The 17,356-nt window shown below is 49.3% G+C and carries 13 protein-coding genes and 1 pseudogene; 4 read left to right on the top strand and 10 right to left on the bottom strand.

Annotated elements, in window-relative coordinates:
- Positions 1–33 precede the first annotated feature (33 nt).
- The 7 genes from AM329_RS19520 to silC all read right to left on the bottom strand — a co-directional run bounded on the left by AM329_RS19520 (position 34) and on the right by silC (position 9,702).
- Entirely contained in the window at positions 34–231 is a 198-nt protein-coding gene (locus tag AM329_RS19520; RefSeq protein WP_000843494.1) for a DUF2933 domain-containing protein, read from the bottom strand.
- 40 nt (positions 232–271) lie between these two features.
- Positions 272–2,719 (bottom strand): Ag(+)-translocating P-type ATPase SilP, encoded by a 2,448-nt coding sequence (gene silP / locus AM329_RS19515; RefSeq protein ID WP_001353604.1) that lies wholly within the window; start codon positions 2,717–2,719, stop codon positions 272–274.
- Positions 2,720–2,845: 126 nt separating this feature from the next.
- Positions 2,846–3,286 (bottom strand): DUF411 domain-containing protein, encoded by a 441-nt coding sequence (locus tag AM329_RS19510; RefSeq protein ID WP_000758224.1) that lies wholly within the window; start codon positions 3,284–3,286, stop codon positions 2,846–2,848.
- An 86-nt stretch (positions 3,287–3,372) separates the two neighbouring features.
- Positions 3,373–6,519 carry a Cu(+)/Ag(+) efflux RND transporter permease subunit SilA gene (gene silA / locus AM329_RS19505; protein ID WP_000574029.1) on the bottom strand — a complete coding sequence of 1,049 codons (3,147 nt, stop codon included), beginning with the start codon at positions 6,517–6,519 and terminating at the stop codon, positions 3,373–3,375.
- A gap of 10 nt (positions 6,520–6,529) precedes the next feature.
- On the bottom strand, positions 6,530–7,822 hold the full coding sequence (gene silB, locus AM329_RS19500) for a Cu(+)/Ag(+) efflux RND transporter periplasmic adaptor subunit SilB (protein ID WP_000157620.1): 1,293 nt from the start codon (positions 7,820–7,822) through the stop codon (positions 6,530–6,532).
- A 113-nt stretch (positions 7,823–7,935) separates the two neighbouring features.
- A complete protein-coding gene (cusF, locus tag AM329_RS19495) occupies positions 7,936–8,289 on the bottom strand; it encodes a cation efflux system protein CusF (protein WP_001246155.1) in 354 nt (117 codons plus the stop codon).
- A gap of 27 nt (positions 8,290–8,316) precedes the next feature.
- Positions 8,317–9,702, bottom strand: coding sequence for a Cu(+)/Ag(+) efflux RND transporter outer membrane channel SilC (gene silC, locus AM329_RS19490; RefSeq protein ID WP_000475506.1), 1,386 nt, complete (start codon positions 9,700–9,702; stop codon positions 8,317–8,319).
- A gap of 189 nt (positions 9,703–9,891) precedes the next feature.
- Here silC and silR point away from each other — a divergent pair, with 189 nt between their 5' ends.
- The 4 genes from silR to AM329_RS19465 all read left to right on the top strand — a co-directional run bounded on the left by silR (position 9,892) and on the right by AM329_RS19465 (position 13,219).
- Entirely contained in the window at positions 9,892–10,572 is a 681-nt protein-coding gene (gene silR, locus AM329_RS19480; protein WP_000697968.1) for a copper/silver response regulator transcription factor SilR, read from the top strand.
- The gene (silS, locus tag AM329_RS19475) at positions 10,565–12,046 is read left to right on the top strand and encodes a copper/silver sensor histidine kinase SilS (RefSeq protein ID WP_001377740.1); all 1,482 of its coding nucleotides are present in this window, start codon (positions 10,565–10,567) and stop codon (positions 12,044–12,046) included. The genes silR and silS overlap by 8 nt, the downstream gene beginning before the upstream one ends.
- Before the next feature lie 244 nt (positions 12,047–12,290).
- On the top strand, positions 12,291–12,722 hold the full coding sequence (silE, locus tag AM329_RS19470) for a silver-binding protein SilE (RefSeq protein ID WP_000790485.1): 432 nt from the start codon (positions 12,291–12,293) through the stop codon (positions 12,720–12,722).
- A gap of 146 nt (positions 12,723–12,868) precedes the next feature.
- Positions 12,869–13,219: a DUF305 domain-containing protein gene (locus AM329_RS19465; protein ID WP_000647571.1), complete on the top strand. Its 351-nt coding sequence runs from the start codon at positions 12,869–12,871 to the stop codon at positions 13,217–13,219.
- 168 nt (positions 13,220–13,387) lie between these two features.
- Here AM329_RS19465 and AM329_RS19460 read toward each other — a convergent pair.
- From AM329_RS19460 to AM329_RS19440, 3 genes and pseudogenes are all read right to left on the bottom strand, one after another.
- Positions 13,388–15,211, bottom strand: a pseudogene (locus AM329_RS19460) (AAA family ATPase).
- Between the two features lie 563 nt (positions 15,212–15,774).
- On the bottom strand, positions 15,775–16,074 hold the full coding sequence (locus AM329_RS19445) for a helix-turn-helix transcriptional regulator (RefSeq protein WP_001097216.1): 300 nt from the start codon (positions 16,072–16,074) through the stop codon (positions 15,775–15,777).
- 352 nt (positions 16,075–16,426) lie between these two features.
- The gene (locus AM329_RS19440) at positions 16,427–17,353 is read right to left on the bottom strand and encodes a hypothetical protein (RefSeq protein WP_000262420.1); all 927 of its coding nucleotides are present in this window, start codon (positions 17,351–17,353) and stop codon (positions 16,427–16,429) included.
- Positions 17,354–17,356: the final 3 nt, after the last annotated feature.

Here is a 17,356-nt window from a genome sequence, read left to right as displayed (position 1 = left end):
TAACGGGACCGCGACGCGGCCCCGTCTGCCGGATTAATTTTTTTTATCGTTTTCACTTCCGTGATGTTGATGATCTCCATGCCCTCCGTGGCCGTGGAAAAGATGCATTAGCGGGCAGACCAGCAATAACAGATATGGCCAGTAACCTGCCACATGTGACCAGTGTTCGCGCAGGAGGGCAAATGCCGCGATCGCGGCGACAGCAATAAGCGCATAGGTGGTACTTTTCATACTGGACTCCTTCTGTTCGTAACTGACCCTTCACTCAGTGTTATTTCCCGAGCCTGACACTTTTCAGACGCAACGCATTCACAATGACGCTGACGGAGGAAAGAGCCATGGCCGCCGCCGCAATAACTGGCGACAGCAGTATTCCATACACAGGATAAAGCAGACCTGCAGCCACAGGCACGCCAAGTGCGTTGTAGATAAATGCAAAAAACAGATTCTGACGGATATTTTTCATGGTGATCTCTGACAGATGACGGGCCCTGTTCAGTATCATCAAGTCGCCTTTGAGAAGGGTGACTCCGGCACTTTCAATTGCCACATCTGTACCCGTTCCCATGGCTATACCCACGTCAGCCGCTGCCAGCGCCGGGGCATCATTCACACCGTCTCCGGCCATCGCAACCACATGGCCAGACTCTTTCAGTCGGGTTATCACTGCTTTTTTGCCATCCGGCAGAATTCCGGCTTCAACCTCATCTATTCCCAGTTTCCGTGCGACTGCTTCAGCAGTAAGCTGGTTATCCCCGGTGAGCATAACGATGCGGATCCCCGCCTGACGCAAAGCTTTAAGCGCATCCGGCGTGGTTGTTTTCACGGGATCCGAGATAGCTATCAGGCCTGCAAGGTCCCCGTCTGTGGCCACATAGATAACGGTAGCGCCTTCCATCCGCAACGTATCCGCAACGGCCTTTTGATTATCAATAACTATACTGTTTTCCTGCATAGCCAGTTCATTACCAATAACAACCCGTTGACCTTCGACATCGCCTGAGACACCTTTACCCGACGGTGCATCGAAATGAGTGACTGCGGGTATTGCGATCCCCTTTTCCTGTGCTGCTTTAACTACTGCCATACCCAGCGGATGCTGCGAGCCTTTTTCCACTGCGGCTGTTACACGCAAAAGAGATGTTTCCCCACCCGGATTGAGACTGATAATCCCTGTCACCGTAGGCGAACCTTCCGTGAGCGTGCCTGTTTTGTCGACAACCAGCGTGTCCACTTTTTCAAGACGCTCAAGGGCTTCGGCATTCCTGATTAACACCCCGGCCTGGGCTCCTTTGCCCACCCCCACCATTATCGACATCGGCGTGGCCAGCCCCAGCGCGCAGGGACAGGCAATAATCAGGACCGACACAGCCGCAATGAGACCGTGCGCCATCCTGGGCTCGGGCCCCCAGACAGACCAGATCACGAAAGCAACAACCGCGATAAGTATCACCAGAGGAACAAACCAGCCTGAAACGCTGTCAGCCATTCTCTGGATGGGGGCACGCGAACGCTGTGCATCAGCGACCATCTGAACAATTCGTGAGAGCATTGTTTCATCACCGACTTTCTCTGCACGGATGATGAGACTCCCTGTCTGATTAATGGTCCCCCCGATGACAGGGTCACCCTCCGTTTTGGTAACCGGCATAGATTCCCCGGTCACCATCGATTCATCAACGGTTGTTTTGCCTTCGATCACGATACCGTCGACCGGAATACTCTCTCCAGGTCTGATGCGGAGCTTATCGCCAGGCAGGACATCTTCCGCATTAATATCCGTTTCATGACCGTCATGATCCAGCCGTCTGGCGGTTTTGGGGGCAAGGTTCAGAAGCGCAGTAATGGCGCCTGAGGTTTGTTCCCGTGCCCGCAGCTCAAGAACCTGTCCCAGCAGAACAAGCACCGTAATAACTGCTGCGGCTTCAAAATAAACGGCCACCAGGCCATCCATGTTTCTGAACGATGCAGGAAACCAGGAGGGGAAGACGGTTGCAATGACGCTGTAAACCCAGGCTACGCCGGTCCCCATTGCAACAAGGGTAAACATATTCAGGGAGCGGTTACGTAACGACATTCCGGCCCGGGCGAAGAATGGCCAGCCACACCACAACACGACAGGGGAGGCCAGAAGCAGCTGCAGCCATGTGTTGTACTGTGGCGGTACTGTATTCCTCAACTCGGGAAACAGATGAGATCCCATTTCGAGTACCAGAACCGGAAACGCCAGCAACAACCCCAGCCAGAAGCGTCTTGTCATGTCGTGAAGTTCATCACTCGGCCCCGTGGATGCCGTAGCTACGAGCGGCTCCAGTGCCATTCCACAGACAGGACAGCTTCCGGGACCACTGCGGCGTATCTCCGGGTGCATCGGACATGTCCACACACCTTCAGAATTCTCTTTTTCCGCCTGGTGGTGAGGCTGTTTTATCTGATCAGGGCTGACTTCATGATGATCGTGGTGATGGTGATGGGAATGTTCACTGGCATCTTCGGTAAGATAACGATCGGGATGGGCTTTAAATTTACTCTCACAGCTGGCGGAGCAGAAATAAAGTTGATGGTCCTGGTATCGAATGCTGCTGTGCGCCCTGTCGGGCAGGATGGCCATCCCGCACACGGGATCTCTCACCTTATGCAATACGTGGCCCTCGTCCGGGGATAATGTCTGCTCAGAAGCAGTCTGGTTGTTGTGTTGCACTGCATTGTCATTTTTCACAGTAACTCTCCTTATGCATACCGAAGCATCTTCTGTCTTCAGGGTATGTCATGGATGCGATTACCACGAATATCGCCGGCACAGGAGTGCCTGCTACCGGCGTCCCGTTATCAGCCGTTCCGCTGACTATTCGATTCGCTGGAAGACTTTTTTACTTCCATCCGGTGAGAATGCGATAACATCGTAAGCCTCTTTTCGGGCTCCCATCTCCATTCCAGGACTTCCTGCTGGCATACCGGGGGTGGCGAGACCGTATATACCTGAACCAGACTGCATTGCCTTATGTATCGTTGTCGCAGGCACATGGCCTTCAATGATCAAATTACCGGCAACCGCGGTATGACAACTTCGCAGTCCTGCAGGAATAGCATGCTTTTCTTTCAGGGCTGACAGCGCCTGATCATTCATGACGTGAGTTCGTACTTCAAACCCGTCTTTTTCCATCGCCTTGCCCCACAGGGAACAACAGCCACAGTTGTCAGATTTGTACATATCAATCACTTTTTCACTCGCCATCGCGGGCAGTGAAAGGCCGAGAGCCAGCGCCATCAGAACCACTTTTTTCATACTCACCTCTGTATATTATCGATTTAAACCCTGACGTCAGGGTGAATCAGTAAAGAAGGACACCCACAGGGGGTGCCCTTTCAGGTTCAGGACACGCTTTTTTTATGTCTGCGCAGCCAGATTAATTTGTAGGCGGCAGGAATAATGAACAGGGACAGCAGCGGAGCCGTGATCATCCCACCAATCATGGGTGCCGCGATACGGCTCATGACTTCTGAACCTGCACCGGTTCCCCAGAGTATTGGCAGCAGACCCGCAATGATCACCGCCACGGTCATGGCTTTCGGCCGGACACGCAGTACGGCACCATGATAGAGGGCTTCATCAAGGCCTTCCGGTGTGAACGTCTCTTTACGGGACAATTCCGGGTGCGCTTCAATGGCATGACGCAGATACATCAGCATGACCACGCCAAACTCTGCTGCCACCCCGGCCAGAGCGATAAACCCCGTTCCGGTTGCGACAGACATATGGAAGCCCTGCCAGTACAGGAACCATATCCCGCCAACCAGGGCGAACGGCAGGCTCATCAGGATCAGCAGGGCTTCATCAACCCGGCGGAATGCCAGATACAACAGGATGAAGATGATCATCACCGTCATCGGCACCATCAGCTTCAGTTTCTTGTTGGCATGCTCAAGCAGTTCAAACTGTCCGGAGAATGACACGCTGGTACCCGGTCTCAGTTTCACTTTCTGACTGATCGCCGTTTTAATGTCATTAACCACCGACACCATATCCCTGCCGCGCGCGTCAATGTAAATCCAGCTGGCTGGACGGGCATTTTCCGTTTTCAGCATAGTCGGCCCGGAAACGACCTTAATATCCGCAACATCGCCCAGCGTGATCTGCTGCTTCATCGGGGTCAGGATCGGCATCTGTTTCAGGGCCTGCGGGCTGTTCCGGTAATCCTGCGGATAGCGGATATTAATCGGGTACCGGGCCACGCCTTCAACCGTTTCCCCTACCGTCGCGCCGCCGATGGCTGATGAGATGAACAGCTGCACATCGCCCACCGTCATTCCGTAGCGGGAGGCTTTTTCCCGGTTGATATCCACATCAATGTAGCGCCCGCCTTCCAGTCGCTCTGCGAGAGCAGACACTACGCCGGGTACGGTTTTGGCGACCGCTTCGATACTCTGCGCCGTTGCATCGATATCGGACAGAACCGTTCCGGACACCTTGATACCTATCGGGCTTTTGATCCCGGTTGAGAGCATATCAATACGGTTACGGATTGGCGGCACCCAGAGGTTTGCCAGCCCCGGTAAACGGACGGTCCTGTCGAGTTCTTCAATAATCTTGTCAATCGTCATGCCTGGACGCCACTGATCCTCAGGTTTGAGCTGGATCGTGGTTTCAACCATTTCGAGCGGTGCGGAATCCGTGGCGGTCTCTGCTTTACCGGTCTTGCCAAATACAGAGGCCACTTCAGGAACGCTTTTGATTAACTTGTCCGTCGTCTGCAGGAGCGCTGCAGCTTCAGCCGGAGAGACACCCGGCAGGGTCGACGGCATATACAACAGGTCGCCCTCGTTAATCTTCGGCAGAAACTCACCGCCCACCTGGCTCAGCGGCCAGATAACGGTGAAAATGGACAAGGCCGCAACCAGCAGGGTTGTTTTTGGCCAGTGGAGAACCCGCAACAGCAATGGATGATACGCTTTGATCAGTACCCGGTTCAGGGGGTTACTGGTCTCTGCAGGAATTTTCCCCCGGATCCAGAATCCCATCAGAATCGGAATGACGATGATGGCCAGCGCGGCCGCGCCCGCCATGGAGTACGTTTTCGTGAATGCCAGCGGGCCAAACAGACGTCCTTCCTGACCTTCCAGGGTAAAGATAGGAATAAAGGACAGGGTGATGATCAGCAGGCTGATAAACAGTGCGGGTCCCACTTCAACGGAGGCATCGGTAATCACCTTCCAGCGGGTGGCGTTGTCAATCTGCTCACCCGGATGCTGATGATCCCACTCCTCAAGCCGCTTATGCGCATTCTCAATCATCACAATGGCGGCATCCACCATCGCACCGACGGCAATCGCTATCCCTCCCAGCGACATGATATTGGCGTTCAGTCCCTGGAAGTGCATGACGATAAAGGCGATACACAGACCAAGCGGCAGAGAGATAATCGCCACCAGGGCAGAACGTACGTGCCACAGGAACAGGGCACAGACGATGGCCACCACGATAAACTCTTCCAGAAGTTTGGAACTGAGGTTATCAATCGCCCGGTCGATGAGCTGGCTGCGATCGTAGGTGGTCACGATTTCAACGCCTTCCGGCAGGCTGGCCTTCAGCGTCTCAAGTTTATCCCTCACTGCCGTGATAACGTCGCGTGCATTTTTACCCGACCGCAGGATCACCACGCCGCCAGCGACTTCGCCCTGGCCGTTCAGCTCGGCAATACCACGCCGCATTTCAGGCCCGGTCTGCACGCGGGCAACATCCCGCAGATAAACCGGCACGCCGTTCTCGCCTGTTTTCAGGACGATGTTATTAAAATCATCAATGCTCTGAAGATAACCGCTGGCACGGACCATATACTCAGCTTCGGCCATTTCAACGGATGAGCCACCGGCCTCCTGGTTAGACGATTCAAGGGCCTGTTTCACTTCGGGCAGGCTGATACCATACTGAGACAATTTTACCGGATTGACCTGAATCTGGTACTGTTTCACCACGCCGCCAACCGAAGCGACCTCAGCCACGTTCGGGATGGTTTTCAGCTCAAATTTCAGGAACCAGTCCTGCAGAGAACGCAGTTCTGAAAGGTCGTGTTTTCCGCTGCGATCGACAAGGGCATATTCAAATATCCAGCCCACCCCCGTGGCGTCCGGACCGATTTCAGAACTCACACCGGCGGGCAGTTTTCCCTGTACCTGGTTCAGGTACTCCAGCACGCGGGAACGGGCCCAGTACAGATCGGTGCCGTCTTCAAAAATGACATACACATACGAATCACCGAACTGTGAAAAACCACGCACGGTTTTTGCGCCAGGCACGGACAGCATGGTGGTGGTAAGTGGATAGGTGACCTGGTTTTCTACAATCTGCGGGGCCTGGCCGGGATAGCTGGTTTTGATAATGACCTGCACATCTGACAGGTCAGGCAAGGCATCGACAGGCGTGTTAATAATCGTCCATGTGCCCCAGATGCTGAGAAACAGGGCCCCCATCATGACCAGGAAACGGTTGGCGACAGAGCGCCGGATAATCCATTCAATCATCGTCGTCTCCTCAGTGCCCTGAATGCATATTTACAGGCTGGTCAGACATTGCTGGCATACTGCTTTCTGTTTTTTCAGGGTGGCGCATACGTTCCAGTGCGCCCGTAATATTGGCTTCAGAGTCAATGAGGAACAGGCCACTGACCACCACGGTATCGCCTTCATTCAGGCCGGAGCCGATGCCGGACTGTTGCTGTGACTCATGCAGAACGTGGATCTGTTTCGGCACAAACTTGCCTTCATCATCAACAGTAATCACGCGCTGTTCTTTGCCGGTATCGATAACGGCCTGGCTTGGTATCAGCAGCATCTCCTGGCTTCTGGTATTCAGTTTCAGATAGGCATTCATGCCCGGCTTGAGAAACTCATCCTTATTAGAAACCTGGAGACGGACCTGAAGCGTACGGGTTGTCTGATCCACGCTGGGAAGAATATTCCATTTTTCGACATGGAATGTTTTATCCGGATAAGCCGGTACCGAAATTTCAAACTGCGACGTATCTTTCAGCAGATAGGCGATAGATTCTGGCACTGCAGCGCTGATCCAGACCGGGTCCATTCCCTGAATCTGAGCCACCACCTTATCTTTCGAAATATTCATGCCGGTGCGCAGGTCAAATGCAGTAATGACACCATCAATAGGTGCTTTAATGGTAAAACGGGTCTGAATGCTCCGGGTAGAACGCAGTCTCTGAATATCCTCTTCCGGCATACCTGCCAGGCGAAGCCGTTCCAGAACGCCTTTAATTTGCGTGGAAGTACCACCGGTGCTGGATAACAGAAGGAATTCACTCTGTGCTTCCACCCAGTCCGGAATGGTAATATCGATAAGTGGCGTCCCCTTCTTCACATGATCGCCAATCGTCATGGGGTAGACTTTTTCGACAAACCCGTCAGAACGCGCCTGCACAATAACAAACTGATACTCGTTATAGCTGACATTAGCCGGGATTGTCTGAGAATAATTCAGCATTCCTCGCGTGACTTTTTGCGTTTTTAATCCCAGATTCTGAACCTGGGTTGGGTCGATACGGATCCCGCCACTGCTTTTATCGCCACTGTCATCAGCATATTTTGGCACCAGGTCCATATCCATAAAGGGCGATTTTCCGGGTTTATCAAATTTGGTATCCGGTTTCATTGGGTCATACCAGAAAAGCACCTTTCGTTCCGGTGCCTTTTGTTCTGTTTTTTCTGTCTTTTGTGCTGAGTTTACATACTGCCAGGCAGTAACCGATATCAGCCCCCCTGCTATGAGGCTGCTGATAATTATTGCAGCATATTTTATCTTTAAAGAAGCCATACAATTTTCCGCTAAAAAATCAAAACACCTGGCATATGCGCCTGACGGTTAACTCACACATATACCTATGTGAATGTACAGGCGCACAGGATGTAATCGCTCCGGACAGCCAATCAGGACTGCGTCACGTTAATGCTTTTGAGTAAGGAGATATTGCCCTGCTGAATAAACGAGAAATCGACATGGTTGCCTGTTTTCAGGGCATTAATAGCATCGTCTGCATTAACAAAAGTAAAGCGCATGGTCATTGCAGGCCAGCCCACCGCTGGAATTGCTTCATGCGAAATGGTGATTTTCTTAGTATTCATATCAATGTCTTTAACGACACCGGTGCCCTTGATAACTTGCTGTACCGAAGCATCACTGGCAGTATTCATATCGCCATGCTGATGTGTTTCAGCATGAAGACCGGCAGAAAACATGACAGAGAAGGCACCAAATAAAACGGCTTTAAGTGAATTACGCATTTTAATTTCCTGATTAATTAAATAAATTTACTCTACCCAACCGCCACCCAGCGCGGTAAACAGATTAATTTCGTTAACCTGCCGGGAATAGGTAAGATCGAGAATGGTTTGCTGGGTAGCGAAGAGGGAACGTTCTGCATCCAGCACTTCGATGTAACTGACAGCACCACTTGCATACAATCCTCTGGCACGCTGGAGAGTTATCTGAAGTGAATCAAGATAACGCTGCTGTGACTCAAGTTGCTGGCTAAGGCTGTCGCGCAGCGCAAGCGTGTCGGAAACATCCTTAAAGGCTGACTGAATTTTTTGTTCGTAATTAACCACCGACTGTTGCTGGCGAATTTCAGCCAGCTTCAGATTGGCTTTATTCCTGCCAGCATTAAATATAGGAATTTCAATTTTAGGGATAAAATTCCACATTCCACTTCCTGACGTAAACAGGCTGGACAGCTCCGTACTGCTTGCGGAAAGACCACTGGTCAGGGTAATTGAGGGGAAAAAGGCCGCTCGCGCTGCGCCAATATTGGCATCAGCCGCTTTCAGCTGATATTCCGCTTCCATAATATCCGGTCGCTGCAGCAAAATTTGTGAAGACAGATTTGGTGGCAATTTTACTGGGGCTATCTCCCCGCCTTTCATCCCTTTTTCTGACGGAAGTGCGCGGTACGTTCCCAGCACCAGTTGCAGGGCATTGTTTGCCTGAGCCAGATCGCCTTCTCGTTTGGCTATTTCGGCGCGGGTACTTTCGATTTGTCCTCGCGCCTGTTCAAGTGCCAGAACGTTCGTACTCCCGGTCACGAGCTGCTGCTCAACGAAAGCATAGGACTGTTGATAATTTTTCAGCGTTTCCCGCGCAATACGAAGTTGTTCGTACGCCAGTTGCTGGCTGAAATAGCTTTGTGAAACGTTGGATACCAGCAGGATGTGTACGGCCCGACGGGCTTCTTCGCTGGCAAAGTAGTTCTGGCGATCAGCATCACTCATGTTCTTAAGTTTGCCGAAAAAATCGAGCTCATAGCTGAGCTCCAGTCTCGCGTCGTACTCCTGTGTGGTCGGCTTGTCACCTTTCAGACCACCGCTGTATGTTATCCCGGATGAGGCATTCAGCTGGGGATAACGATCTGCATCCGTGACGTTGAACTGGGCTCGGGCCTCTTCAACCTTCAGGGCAGCCATTCTCAAATCACGGTTATTAGTCAGAGCTTCACCGATCAACCGGGTAACCTGGGGATCGACAAAAAAGTTACGCCAGCCCGTATCCTGATAGCCATTTACCGCTGGCGTCAGGCTGTTATGGGACAGTGAAAACTGCTGGGGTACCGGTGCTGCGGGCCGCTGATATTCAGGCGCAAGCGACACGCAGCCTGCCAGGATGAATATCGTGCTAATGCTGAGTAATTTTAATTTGAACATAACGCTTCTCGTCCAGGCAGACCTGGTAAATGGTTCAAATGAAGTCCAGAGTATTGATAGGGGTACTTTACCTAACGCTCTCTGTTTGCCGGGTGACAGGATAATGACAATGTTGTCATTTTTGCTGTAATCCGTTGATAACGATCGTGGGCGCAATAGAATGACATTAGCAGCCAGCCGGGGAGCAAGATGAAAATATTGATCGTCGAAGACGAAATTAAAACAGGTGAATATCTCAGCAAAGGGCTTACAGAGGCAGGGTTCGTAGTGGATCACGCTGATAATGGTCTTACCGGATATCATCTCGCCATGACAGCCGAGTATGATTTAGTCATTCTGGATATCATGCTACCTGATGTGAACGGCTGGGATATCATCCGCATGCTGCGCACTGCCGGAAAGGGTATGCCGGTCTTACTGCTGACAGCCCTCGGCACGATCGAACATAGGGTCAAAGGACTGGAACTGGGTGCGGACGATTATCTGGTTAAACCCTTTGCGTTTGCCGAACTGCTCGCCCGGGTGAGAACCCTTCTGAGGCGGGGAAACACGATGATCACGGAAAGCCAGTTTAAGGTGGCTGACCTCTCGATTGATCTCGTATCCAGAAAAGTCAGTCGCGCCGGAAACCGCATTGTGCTCACCAGTAAAGAGTTCAGCCTGCTGGAATTCTTCATTCGCCATCAGGGAGAGGTTCTTCCCCGCTCCCTGATTGCCTCTCAGGTCTGGGACATGAATTTTGACAGCGACACTAATGCGATCGATGTCGCAGTAAAGCGACTCCGCGCTAAAATAGACAACGATTACGAGACAAAGCTGATCCAGACAGTCCGGGGCGTGGGCTACATGCTGGAGGTCCCGGATGCATAGCAAACCTTCCAGACGCCCTTTCTCACTCGCTCTGCGGCTGACCTTTTTTATCAGCCTGTCCACGATACTGGCTTTTATCGCATTCACCTGGTTTATGCTGCATTCTGTTGAAAATCATTTTGCCGAGCAGGATGTCAGCGATCTTCAACAAATCAGCACCACACTGAACCGTATACTGCAGTCCCCGGTGGATCCGGATGATAAAAAAATAAGCAAAATAAAGGAATCAATTGCCAGCTACCGCAACGTTGCCCTTTTGCTCCTCAATCCCAGGGGGGAAGTGCTCTTTAGCTCAGCTCAGGGGGCGGCACTACGCCCGGCAGTGAATTCAGCAGATTTTAGCGAGCACAGCCGCGCACGGGATGTCTTTCTCTGGACGGTGGAGGATCCTGCGGGACCGATGGATACCGGGTCCAAAATGAAGATGGAAACATACAGGATTATCGCCTCCTCTGGTCAGGCGATATTTCAGGGCAAACAGCAGAACTATGTCATGCTGACTGGCCTATCCATTAATTTCCATCTCCATTACCTCGATGCGCTGAAAAAGAACCTGATTGCGATTGCCGTCGTGATAAGCCTGTTGATTGTTCTGATCATTCGAATCGCTGTCCGTCAGGGGCACCTGCCCCTTCGTAATGTCAGCAATGCCATTAAAAACATCACCTCCGAGAATCTTGATGCGCGACTGGAACCGACACGCGTTCCCATTGAGCTGGAGCAACTGGTTATCTCGTTCAATCATATGATTGGAAAGATTGAGGATGTCTTTACCCGCCAGGCCAATTTCTCTGCCGATATCGCGCATGAGATCAGAACGCCCATCACCAATCTGGTGACGCAGACTGAAATCGCACTGAGTCAGGATCGAACACAGAGGGAACTTGAGGATGTCCTCTATTCCAGTCTTGAAGAGTATAACCGGATGACCAAAATGGTCAGCGATATGCTGTTCCTGGCACAGGCAGATAATAATCAGCTGATACCTGACAGGGTCATGTTTGACCTCAGAGCGGAAGTCATGAAAGTCTTCGAGTTTTTCGAAGCCTGGGCCGAAGAACGCAATATCACGCTCAAATTTAACGGGATGCCCTGCCTGGTTGAGGGAGATCCACAAATGTTCAGAAGGGCGATCAATAATCTGTTATCCAATGCCCTGCGTTATACCCCGGAGGGACAGGCAATCACCGTCTCAATAAGAGAGCAGGAGAGCTTTTTTGACCTTGTGATTGAAAATCCGGGGAAACCAATCCCTGAAGAGCATTTATCAAGGTTGTTTGACCGTTTTTATCGGGTGGATCCGTCCAGACAACGAAAAGGAGAAGGCAGCGGCATCGGCCTTGCGATTGTGAAGTCAATCGTGGAAGCACATCACGGAAGAGTGCAGGTGGAATCGGACGTACACTCAACGCGTTTTATCTTATCCGTGCCCAGACTGGAGAAAATGATTCCGGACACCCAGTGCTGGGAATAAAGATTTAAATGACAAAGATGTCATTAGCCTGTCATGCAGCAAACAGAAGCCATTCGATATAATTAGTGCAACTTATCAGGAAGGCTGGATTGCTTTATCAATATCCGGCGTCAGTGGACGCCAGGAAATGAATATCCAGTCCCCTCCCGGAGAAATAAACACTTCCGAACCTGTTTCAGTTATGGAACTGAAAACACCGGTTGTACTCCCCCGGACATCACTAATTAAGAAATGGAGAGTTATCATGAAAAATATCGTATTAGCATCCTTGCTGGGCTTTGGCTTAATTTCTTCGGCCTGGGCCACTGAAACCGTGAATATCCATGAGCGGGTCAACAATGCACAGGCACCTGCTCACCAGATGCAGTCTGCTGCGGCTCCTGTCGGGATCCAGGGGACTGCACCTCGTATGGCCGGTATGGACCAGCATGAACAGGCCATTATTGCTCATGAAACCATGACGAACGGGTCGGCGGATGCGCACCAGAAAATGGTGGAAAGTCATCAGAGGATGATGGGAAGTCAGACCGTTTCCCCTACCGGGCCGTCGAAGTCATTAGCGGCAATGAATGAGCATGAAAGAGCTGCAGTTGCCCATGAATTTATGAATAACGGTCAGTCTGGCCCACATCAGGCCATGGCCGAAGCGCATCGTCGCATGCTCAGTGCAGGCTGACGGCGAGGGAAGTATCTGTGCTGTCCTTATTTCCTTGATAGATTTTTCCGTAACCGGATATATGGCAACATCTTTGCCCCCTACAGGGGCATTTTTATCAGATTCTGCTACAGTTAACGGGCATCAACGCTAAAAGGATATTTTTTATGAAAGCCAGAAACACTTTATTTGCAGTATTAATGTTATCCCTGCCAGCGATTTCAGCAGAACATTCAGAAATGAAAATGACTGATATGTCTACCTCGGCTTCGTCACAGGAATATATGGCTGGCATGAAAGACATGCATGACAAAATGATGGCTGCCGTAAATGAGTCCGATCCCGACAAGGCTTTTGCGAAAGGCATGGTAGCGCACCATGAAGGGGCAATAGCAATGGCTGAGACCGAGCTCAAATACGGAAAAGATCCGAAAATGAGAAAGCTCGCGCAGGACATCATTAAAGCTCAAAAAGGTGAAATTGAGCAGATGAATAAATGGCTTGATAGTCAAAAGTAAACATTGTAGAAATGTCACGACAAGCGTGATTTTACATCGTTCCTGGGCGCGGGAGTCGGTTAATCTTTATATAATTCAAACCCGATTAATTTCGGGTTTTTACTACTCTGTACTCCGGTCCTTTGTTGAGGACCGGAATATATGCACCTGAGATGCTTATTTAATACATTATCTCGTCATGGATACAATGTCGCTCAGGATCTCAACCAGCTCGCTTCTCTCCTGCGTTCCGTCATGATAGGTTGATCTTGAGATGATTCTTTCTGATGTCATCTGAGGCCAGAATTTATCTAGTACATTATCGGGTTTCATTCCCACAGCCCGGCCGATTATTTTTTTAGCGTCACAGGTGTCCGTAAACGTGACGGCTACACCAGTAATTTCCTCGATAAGATCCGGGCACAGATAGTTTTCTATCTCACGTTTGCGCGTAGCGAAAAATACCTTACCGGCCTCCTCTACTTCTTTTTTACGCTTCTGGATGGACAGAACCTGTGCAGGGTCTCCCCCAATATCGGAGTCCAGAAATACGCACCAGGGAAGCCCCAGATCTTTGGCCAGATTCAATGTAACCCAGTGTTTGACGCTACCACACCCTCCTATGAGGACTGGCACTATTTTCACGTCCTCCAGAGAGGCTGGCAGCGCACCTGACTGTTTTAATGAACTGGCCGCATGCCTCAGGAAAGTAACATCCGACTTTCCCTCTACCAGAACAATCCCCTGCGCCCTTTCCATACCGGTCTCTGGCAGCACCCCCAGGCTTTCAGTGGCTTCCTTCAGCACTGCGTCATCCGGCATTTTTACTACGGGTTCACCCGCCTCATTTCGGGTAACATAACGTACGCCTTCGACAGGGATTAATCCGGCCAGCGCCGGGACATGGGTGGTGACGATAATCTGACGGTGCGGCTGGCCTGCCAGTGCCAGTAACGCTTTCATCAGCATCATCTGATAGTTCGGATGCTGTGACGTTTCAGGCTCCTCTATGGCATAAATCACATTTCTGGGCGTCCCCGCGACATTCTTTTCAGCCTCAGCCCGAAAAAAATTCAACAGGATAAGCCTCCTTATCCCGCTGCCGCGCTTATTGATGGGGATGCCATTTTCCCCGTCCAGGGTGAAATTGAAGGTCCACTTGGGTTTCTCCTTAAATCGTGGAGTCAGTTCACTGGCGAGTTCGGGGGCCATTTCACGTAATTTATCCAGCGTTCTCTGTGCGACATCCAGGACGCTGTCCTGAATCTCATTTTCCAGCGCTGTAATTTTGTCCTGCAGCGCAGCCTGAGCGTCTTTTACGGCCTGCTGTAAGGGGTTTTTAGCTTCGGAATCCCCGTCGCTGCTTTCCCTGTCGGCTTTGAAAATCGCATACGTGGGCAGCAAATCGAGGATCTTACCCATAATGATTTTGTGTCGGTTCCGAACTCTTATCGACATCCAGCATAATTTCCGAACAGTATAGGGGGCTGCGGCTTCCTGATGGCCTGACGCCATAACGATGCAGTGCGTTTATCCGCCACATTTTTTTCAACTTCTTTTCCCACCGCCTTGAGCTCAGAAATTTTCATGCCCAGTAAATTTCTCAGGGGCTCCTCATCCGGGTGGATGCAGCGGATGCAGGTCTGCTCCGGTTTTCCTGAGGTCGTTGCTTTAAACGTTTTGACGATTTCAAAATTGCCGTCCTCATTCAGCAGATGTTCTGAGGCGAGCGTGGTCTGCACCCTGTCGTCGATCATGATAAAATCGGGCAGGTCATCAAATTCACAGGCTATTTCAAAACGGCCGTCCCCTTCTCTTAGGCTGAAACAGTTCATGTCATTCTTGTCAGCCTTCATTCCTTCTGTTTCAAAAAAAAATAGCCAGCGCTTCCAGAAGCGTTGATTTCCCAAAGTCATTACGACCGACAATACCCGTCATGCTTTCATCAATAATGATTTCAGTAGAGTTTCTGTAGCCTCTGAAGTTTTTCAGTTTTAATTTTCTGAGCCGCATATGAAGTCCTGTGTGTAAGAAAGCGTTTTGCTGCAACCTGAATACAAAATATATTTTCAAATGCCTGCCAACAAGCAGGGATAACCGTTATTCAGAATATCTTAACGACATTTCGGGATTATGATCTGGTCGCGCTTTCAGAACTTTACTGCCCCTCAAAACACCGGAAACTAACTTGTGGTTGGTTACATGGCAAAGTTAAAACTCCAGAATCACGGGTAATGATTTCAATGCTTATTATATTTTTTGGAATTGACTCATGAGCTTTATAATTTAAATGATAATAATAACCATTCTTTTATGCGTAATATTTGCTACTGACACTGATGAATTTAAAAGAAGATAGATTTTCATTTACGGATTATTTCCTAAATTCATCGATAATGTGATCGACATAAAATTTTCACTGAAGAATGAAGAGATAATTTAAGGCCGAGCGAAATAGCTCAAAATGGTGTATTTAACATAACAGAAGAAATGAAAGGCTCTATCGCAACCTGATACTTCAGGCCGCTAAGGGGTTAATCTTGTTGAAGAAAAATTAGACCGGGAAGCGCCAGGCGTCACCATTTCTCCCGCCTGGCTGGAAGTGAAGAATAATTGTGCATAGCTCCGTATTCGGGCTTTGCATCTGACAATGGTTCCCTGGATGAAAGTACGATCTCCACTCCAAGGACGCTGAACACCCTAAACAAACGCTCAAAACCCGCACTTGCAGGGTTGGCCTCTAGTCGGGCATAAGTTTGCTGTGTTATACCCAAACGTTCAGAAACATCTTTTTGCGTCAGTCCATTGGCTTTGCGAAAGCCGATTAAAACAGGACGTAACTGATTCAAAGTCTTCAAAGCGTATTGAGTGTTCATAAGTGACCTTCCGTATCGACGAGTTAACAAGCATAACGCAGGGATTTACAGCATATAGGCTGTAATGCTCATTAACAGACTATAGGCTGTAATACGAATCCTGCCAAGATGCGGCATCTTTCAAATACAAGGCCGTATTGGGTAAGCAGTACACCGTTATATAGCACCCCTTGCCCCTTTGCTGGAGAGGGACCCACGTGATCGCAGGTCTTTTAGACGTTGTTGCTAACCGGCATCATACACAGGTGGTAACCCCCAGGGAAACTCTATGAGTGATAATTTATTCCTGCCCCAGTCAAAATATAAAACCTTATCTAACTAGCTTTCTTAGTATTTTATAAATGAAGTGAAATTAGCGAAGAAGTTTTACATTGTAAAGTGAGCAAAAATATTTACCATTCAACTGGCAAAATTTACAATCTGCAGCCCTTAGCCTGAGAAAATGCACATTAACAGAATAATCATCAAGTCCGATAGAGGCATAACTTACGTCCTCAAAAATATCAGAAATAAATGAGTTGAAATTACAAAAATTAACTTCACTTAACATCTTGAACACCGCAGAAATATATCTATCATGCATTATCTTGACTTCGATAACCTTAGATAAACTTGAATGCGACTTACATTTGAAGAGATCAAAGAGAAAGTAAATCAGCATATTTTTATTGTCCGAAATCCATTTTAAAATTTTATTACGTGCACATGGTAATATATACACTGGATTTTTGAAAGGGTTTGAAACGTCAACCACAAGGGAACAATAACCATGAGGATTTATTCCACTTATAATTAAGTCACTAAGTCCTTTCACTGCATTCAAATAGTTATCAAAACAAACCTCATATAAACTGGTACTATGAACTGCACATTTAGATTCAAACAACCATCTATGACGCAGATAACCAATGCCTTTAGAGTGTATATCTTCAACAATACATTTGTGACAGTAACGAATGTTTGAGATGTTTACCAATGGATATGAATTAGTTATGTGAAAATTTTTCCGACAGGCATCTTCAATAGCGTTAAAATACCCGTAAACACCAGAAGATAACGACACTATATTGGAAGTTAGTATATAACCATTTCTAGTGGCAAGAATGTCATATATATCCTGCAAGCTATGCAATTTGTACATATCAATCAGTTCGAAACGAGGAAAGGCATCGTACCTTAGTGCGCCATGCTTTGATATTATGTTCCTGCAATTGGATAAGTTATACATTATCTGTGAACGCAGAAGAAAACTGTGCCACAATTCATTTTCGTAAACCATATA

It is taken from the genome of Enterobacter cloacae complex sp. AR_0002, assembly GCF_001922365.1.
Classification (GTDB): domain Bacteria; phylum Pseudomonadota; class Gammaproteobacteria; order Enterobacterales; family Enterobacteriaceae; genus Enterobacter; species Enterobacter hormaechei_C.
The sequence above is the reverse complement of the archived record's forward strand: the minus strand, read 5'-3'. Positions and strand labels throughout refer to the sequence as shown.

Coding starts and splice junctions, on each gene's coding strand:
- AM329_RS19520 (WP_000843494.1), bottom strand. CDS start 231: ATGAAAAGTACCACCTATGCGCTTATTGCTGTCGCCGCGATCGCGGCA.
- AM329_RS19510 (WP_000758224.1), bottom strand. CDS start 3,286: ATGAAAAAAGTGGTTCTGATGGCGCTGGCTCTCGGCCTTTCACTGCCC.
- silA (WP_000574029.1), bottom strand. CDS start 6,519: ATGATTGAATGGATTATCCGGCGCTCTGTCGCCAACCGTTTCCTGGTC.
- silB (WP_000157620.1), bottom strand. CDS start 7,822: ATGGCTTCTTTAAAGATAAAATATGCTGCAATAATTATCAGCAGCCTC.
- cusF (WP_001246155.1), bottom strand. CDS start 8,289: ATGCGTAATTCACTTAAAGCCGTTTTATTTGGTGCCTTCTCTGTCATG.
- silC (WP_000475506.1), bottom strand. CDS start 9,702: ATGTTCAAATTAAAATTACTCAGCATTAGCACGATATTCATCCTGGCA.
- silR (WP_000697968.1), top strand. CDS start 9,892: ATGAAAATATTGATCGTCGAAGACGAAATTAAAACAGGTGAATATCTC.
- silS (WP_001377740.1), top strand. CDS start 10,565: ATGCATAGCAAACCTTCCAGACGCCCTTTCTCACTCGCTCTGCGGCTG.
- silE (WP_000790485.1), top strand. CDS start 12,291: ATGAAAAATATCGTATTAGCATCCTTGCTGGGCTTTGGCTTAATTTCT.
- AM329_RS19465 (WP_000647571.1), top strand. CDS start 12,869: ATGAAAGCCAGAAACACTTTATTTGCAGTATTAATGTTATCCCTGCCA.
- AM329_RS19445 (WP_001097216.1), bottom strand. CDS start 16,074: ATGAACACTCAATACGCTTTGAAGACTTTGAATCAGTTACGTCCTGTT.
- AM329_RS19440 (WP_000262420.1), bottom strand. CDS start 17,353: ATGGTTTACGAAAATGAATTGTGGCACAGTTTTCTTCTGCGTTCACAG.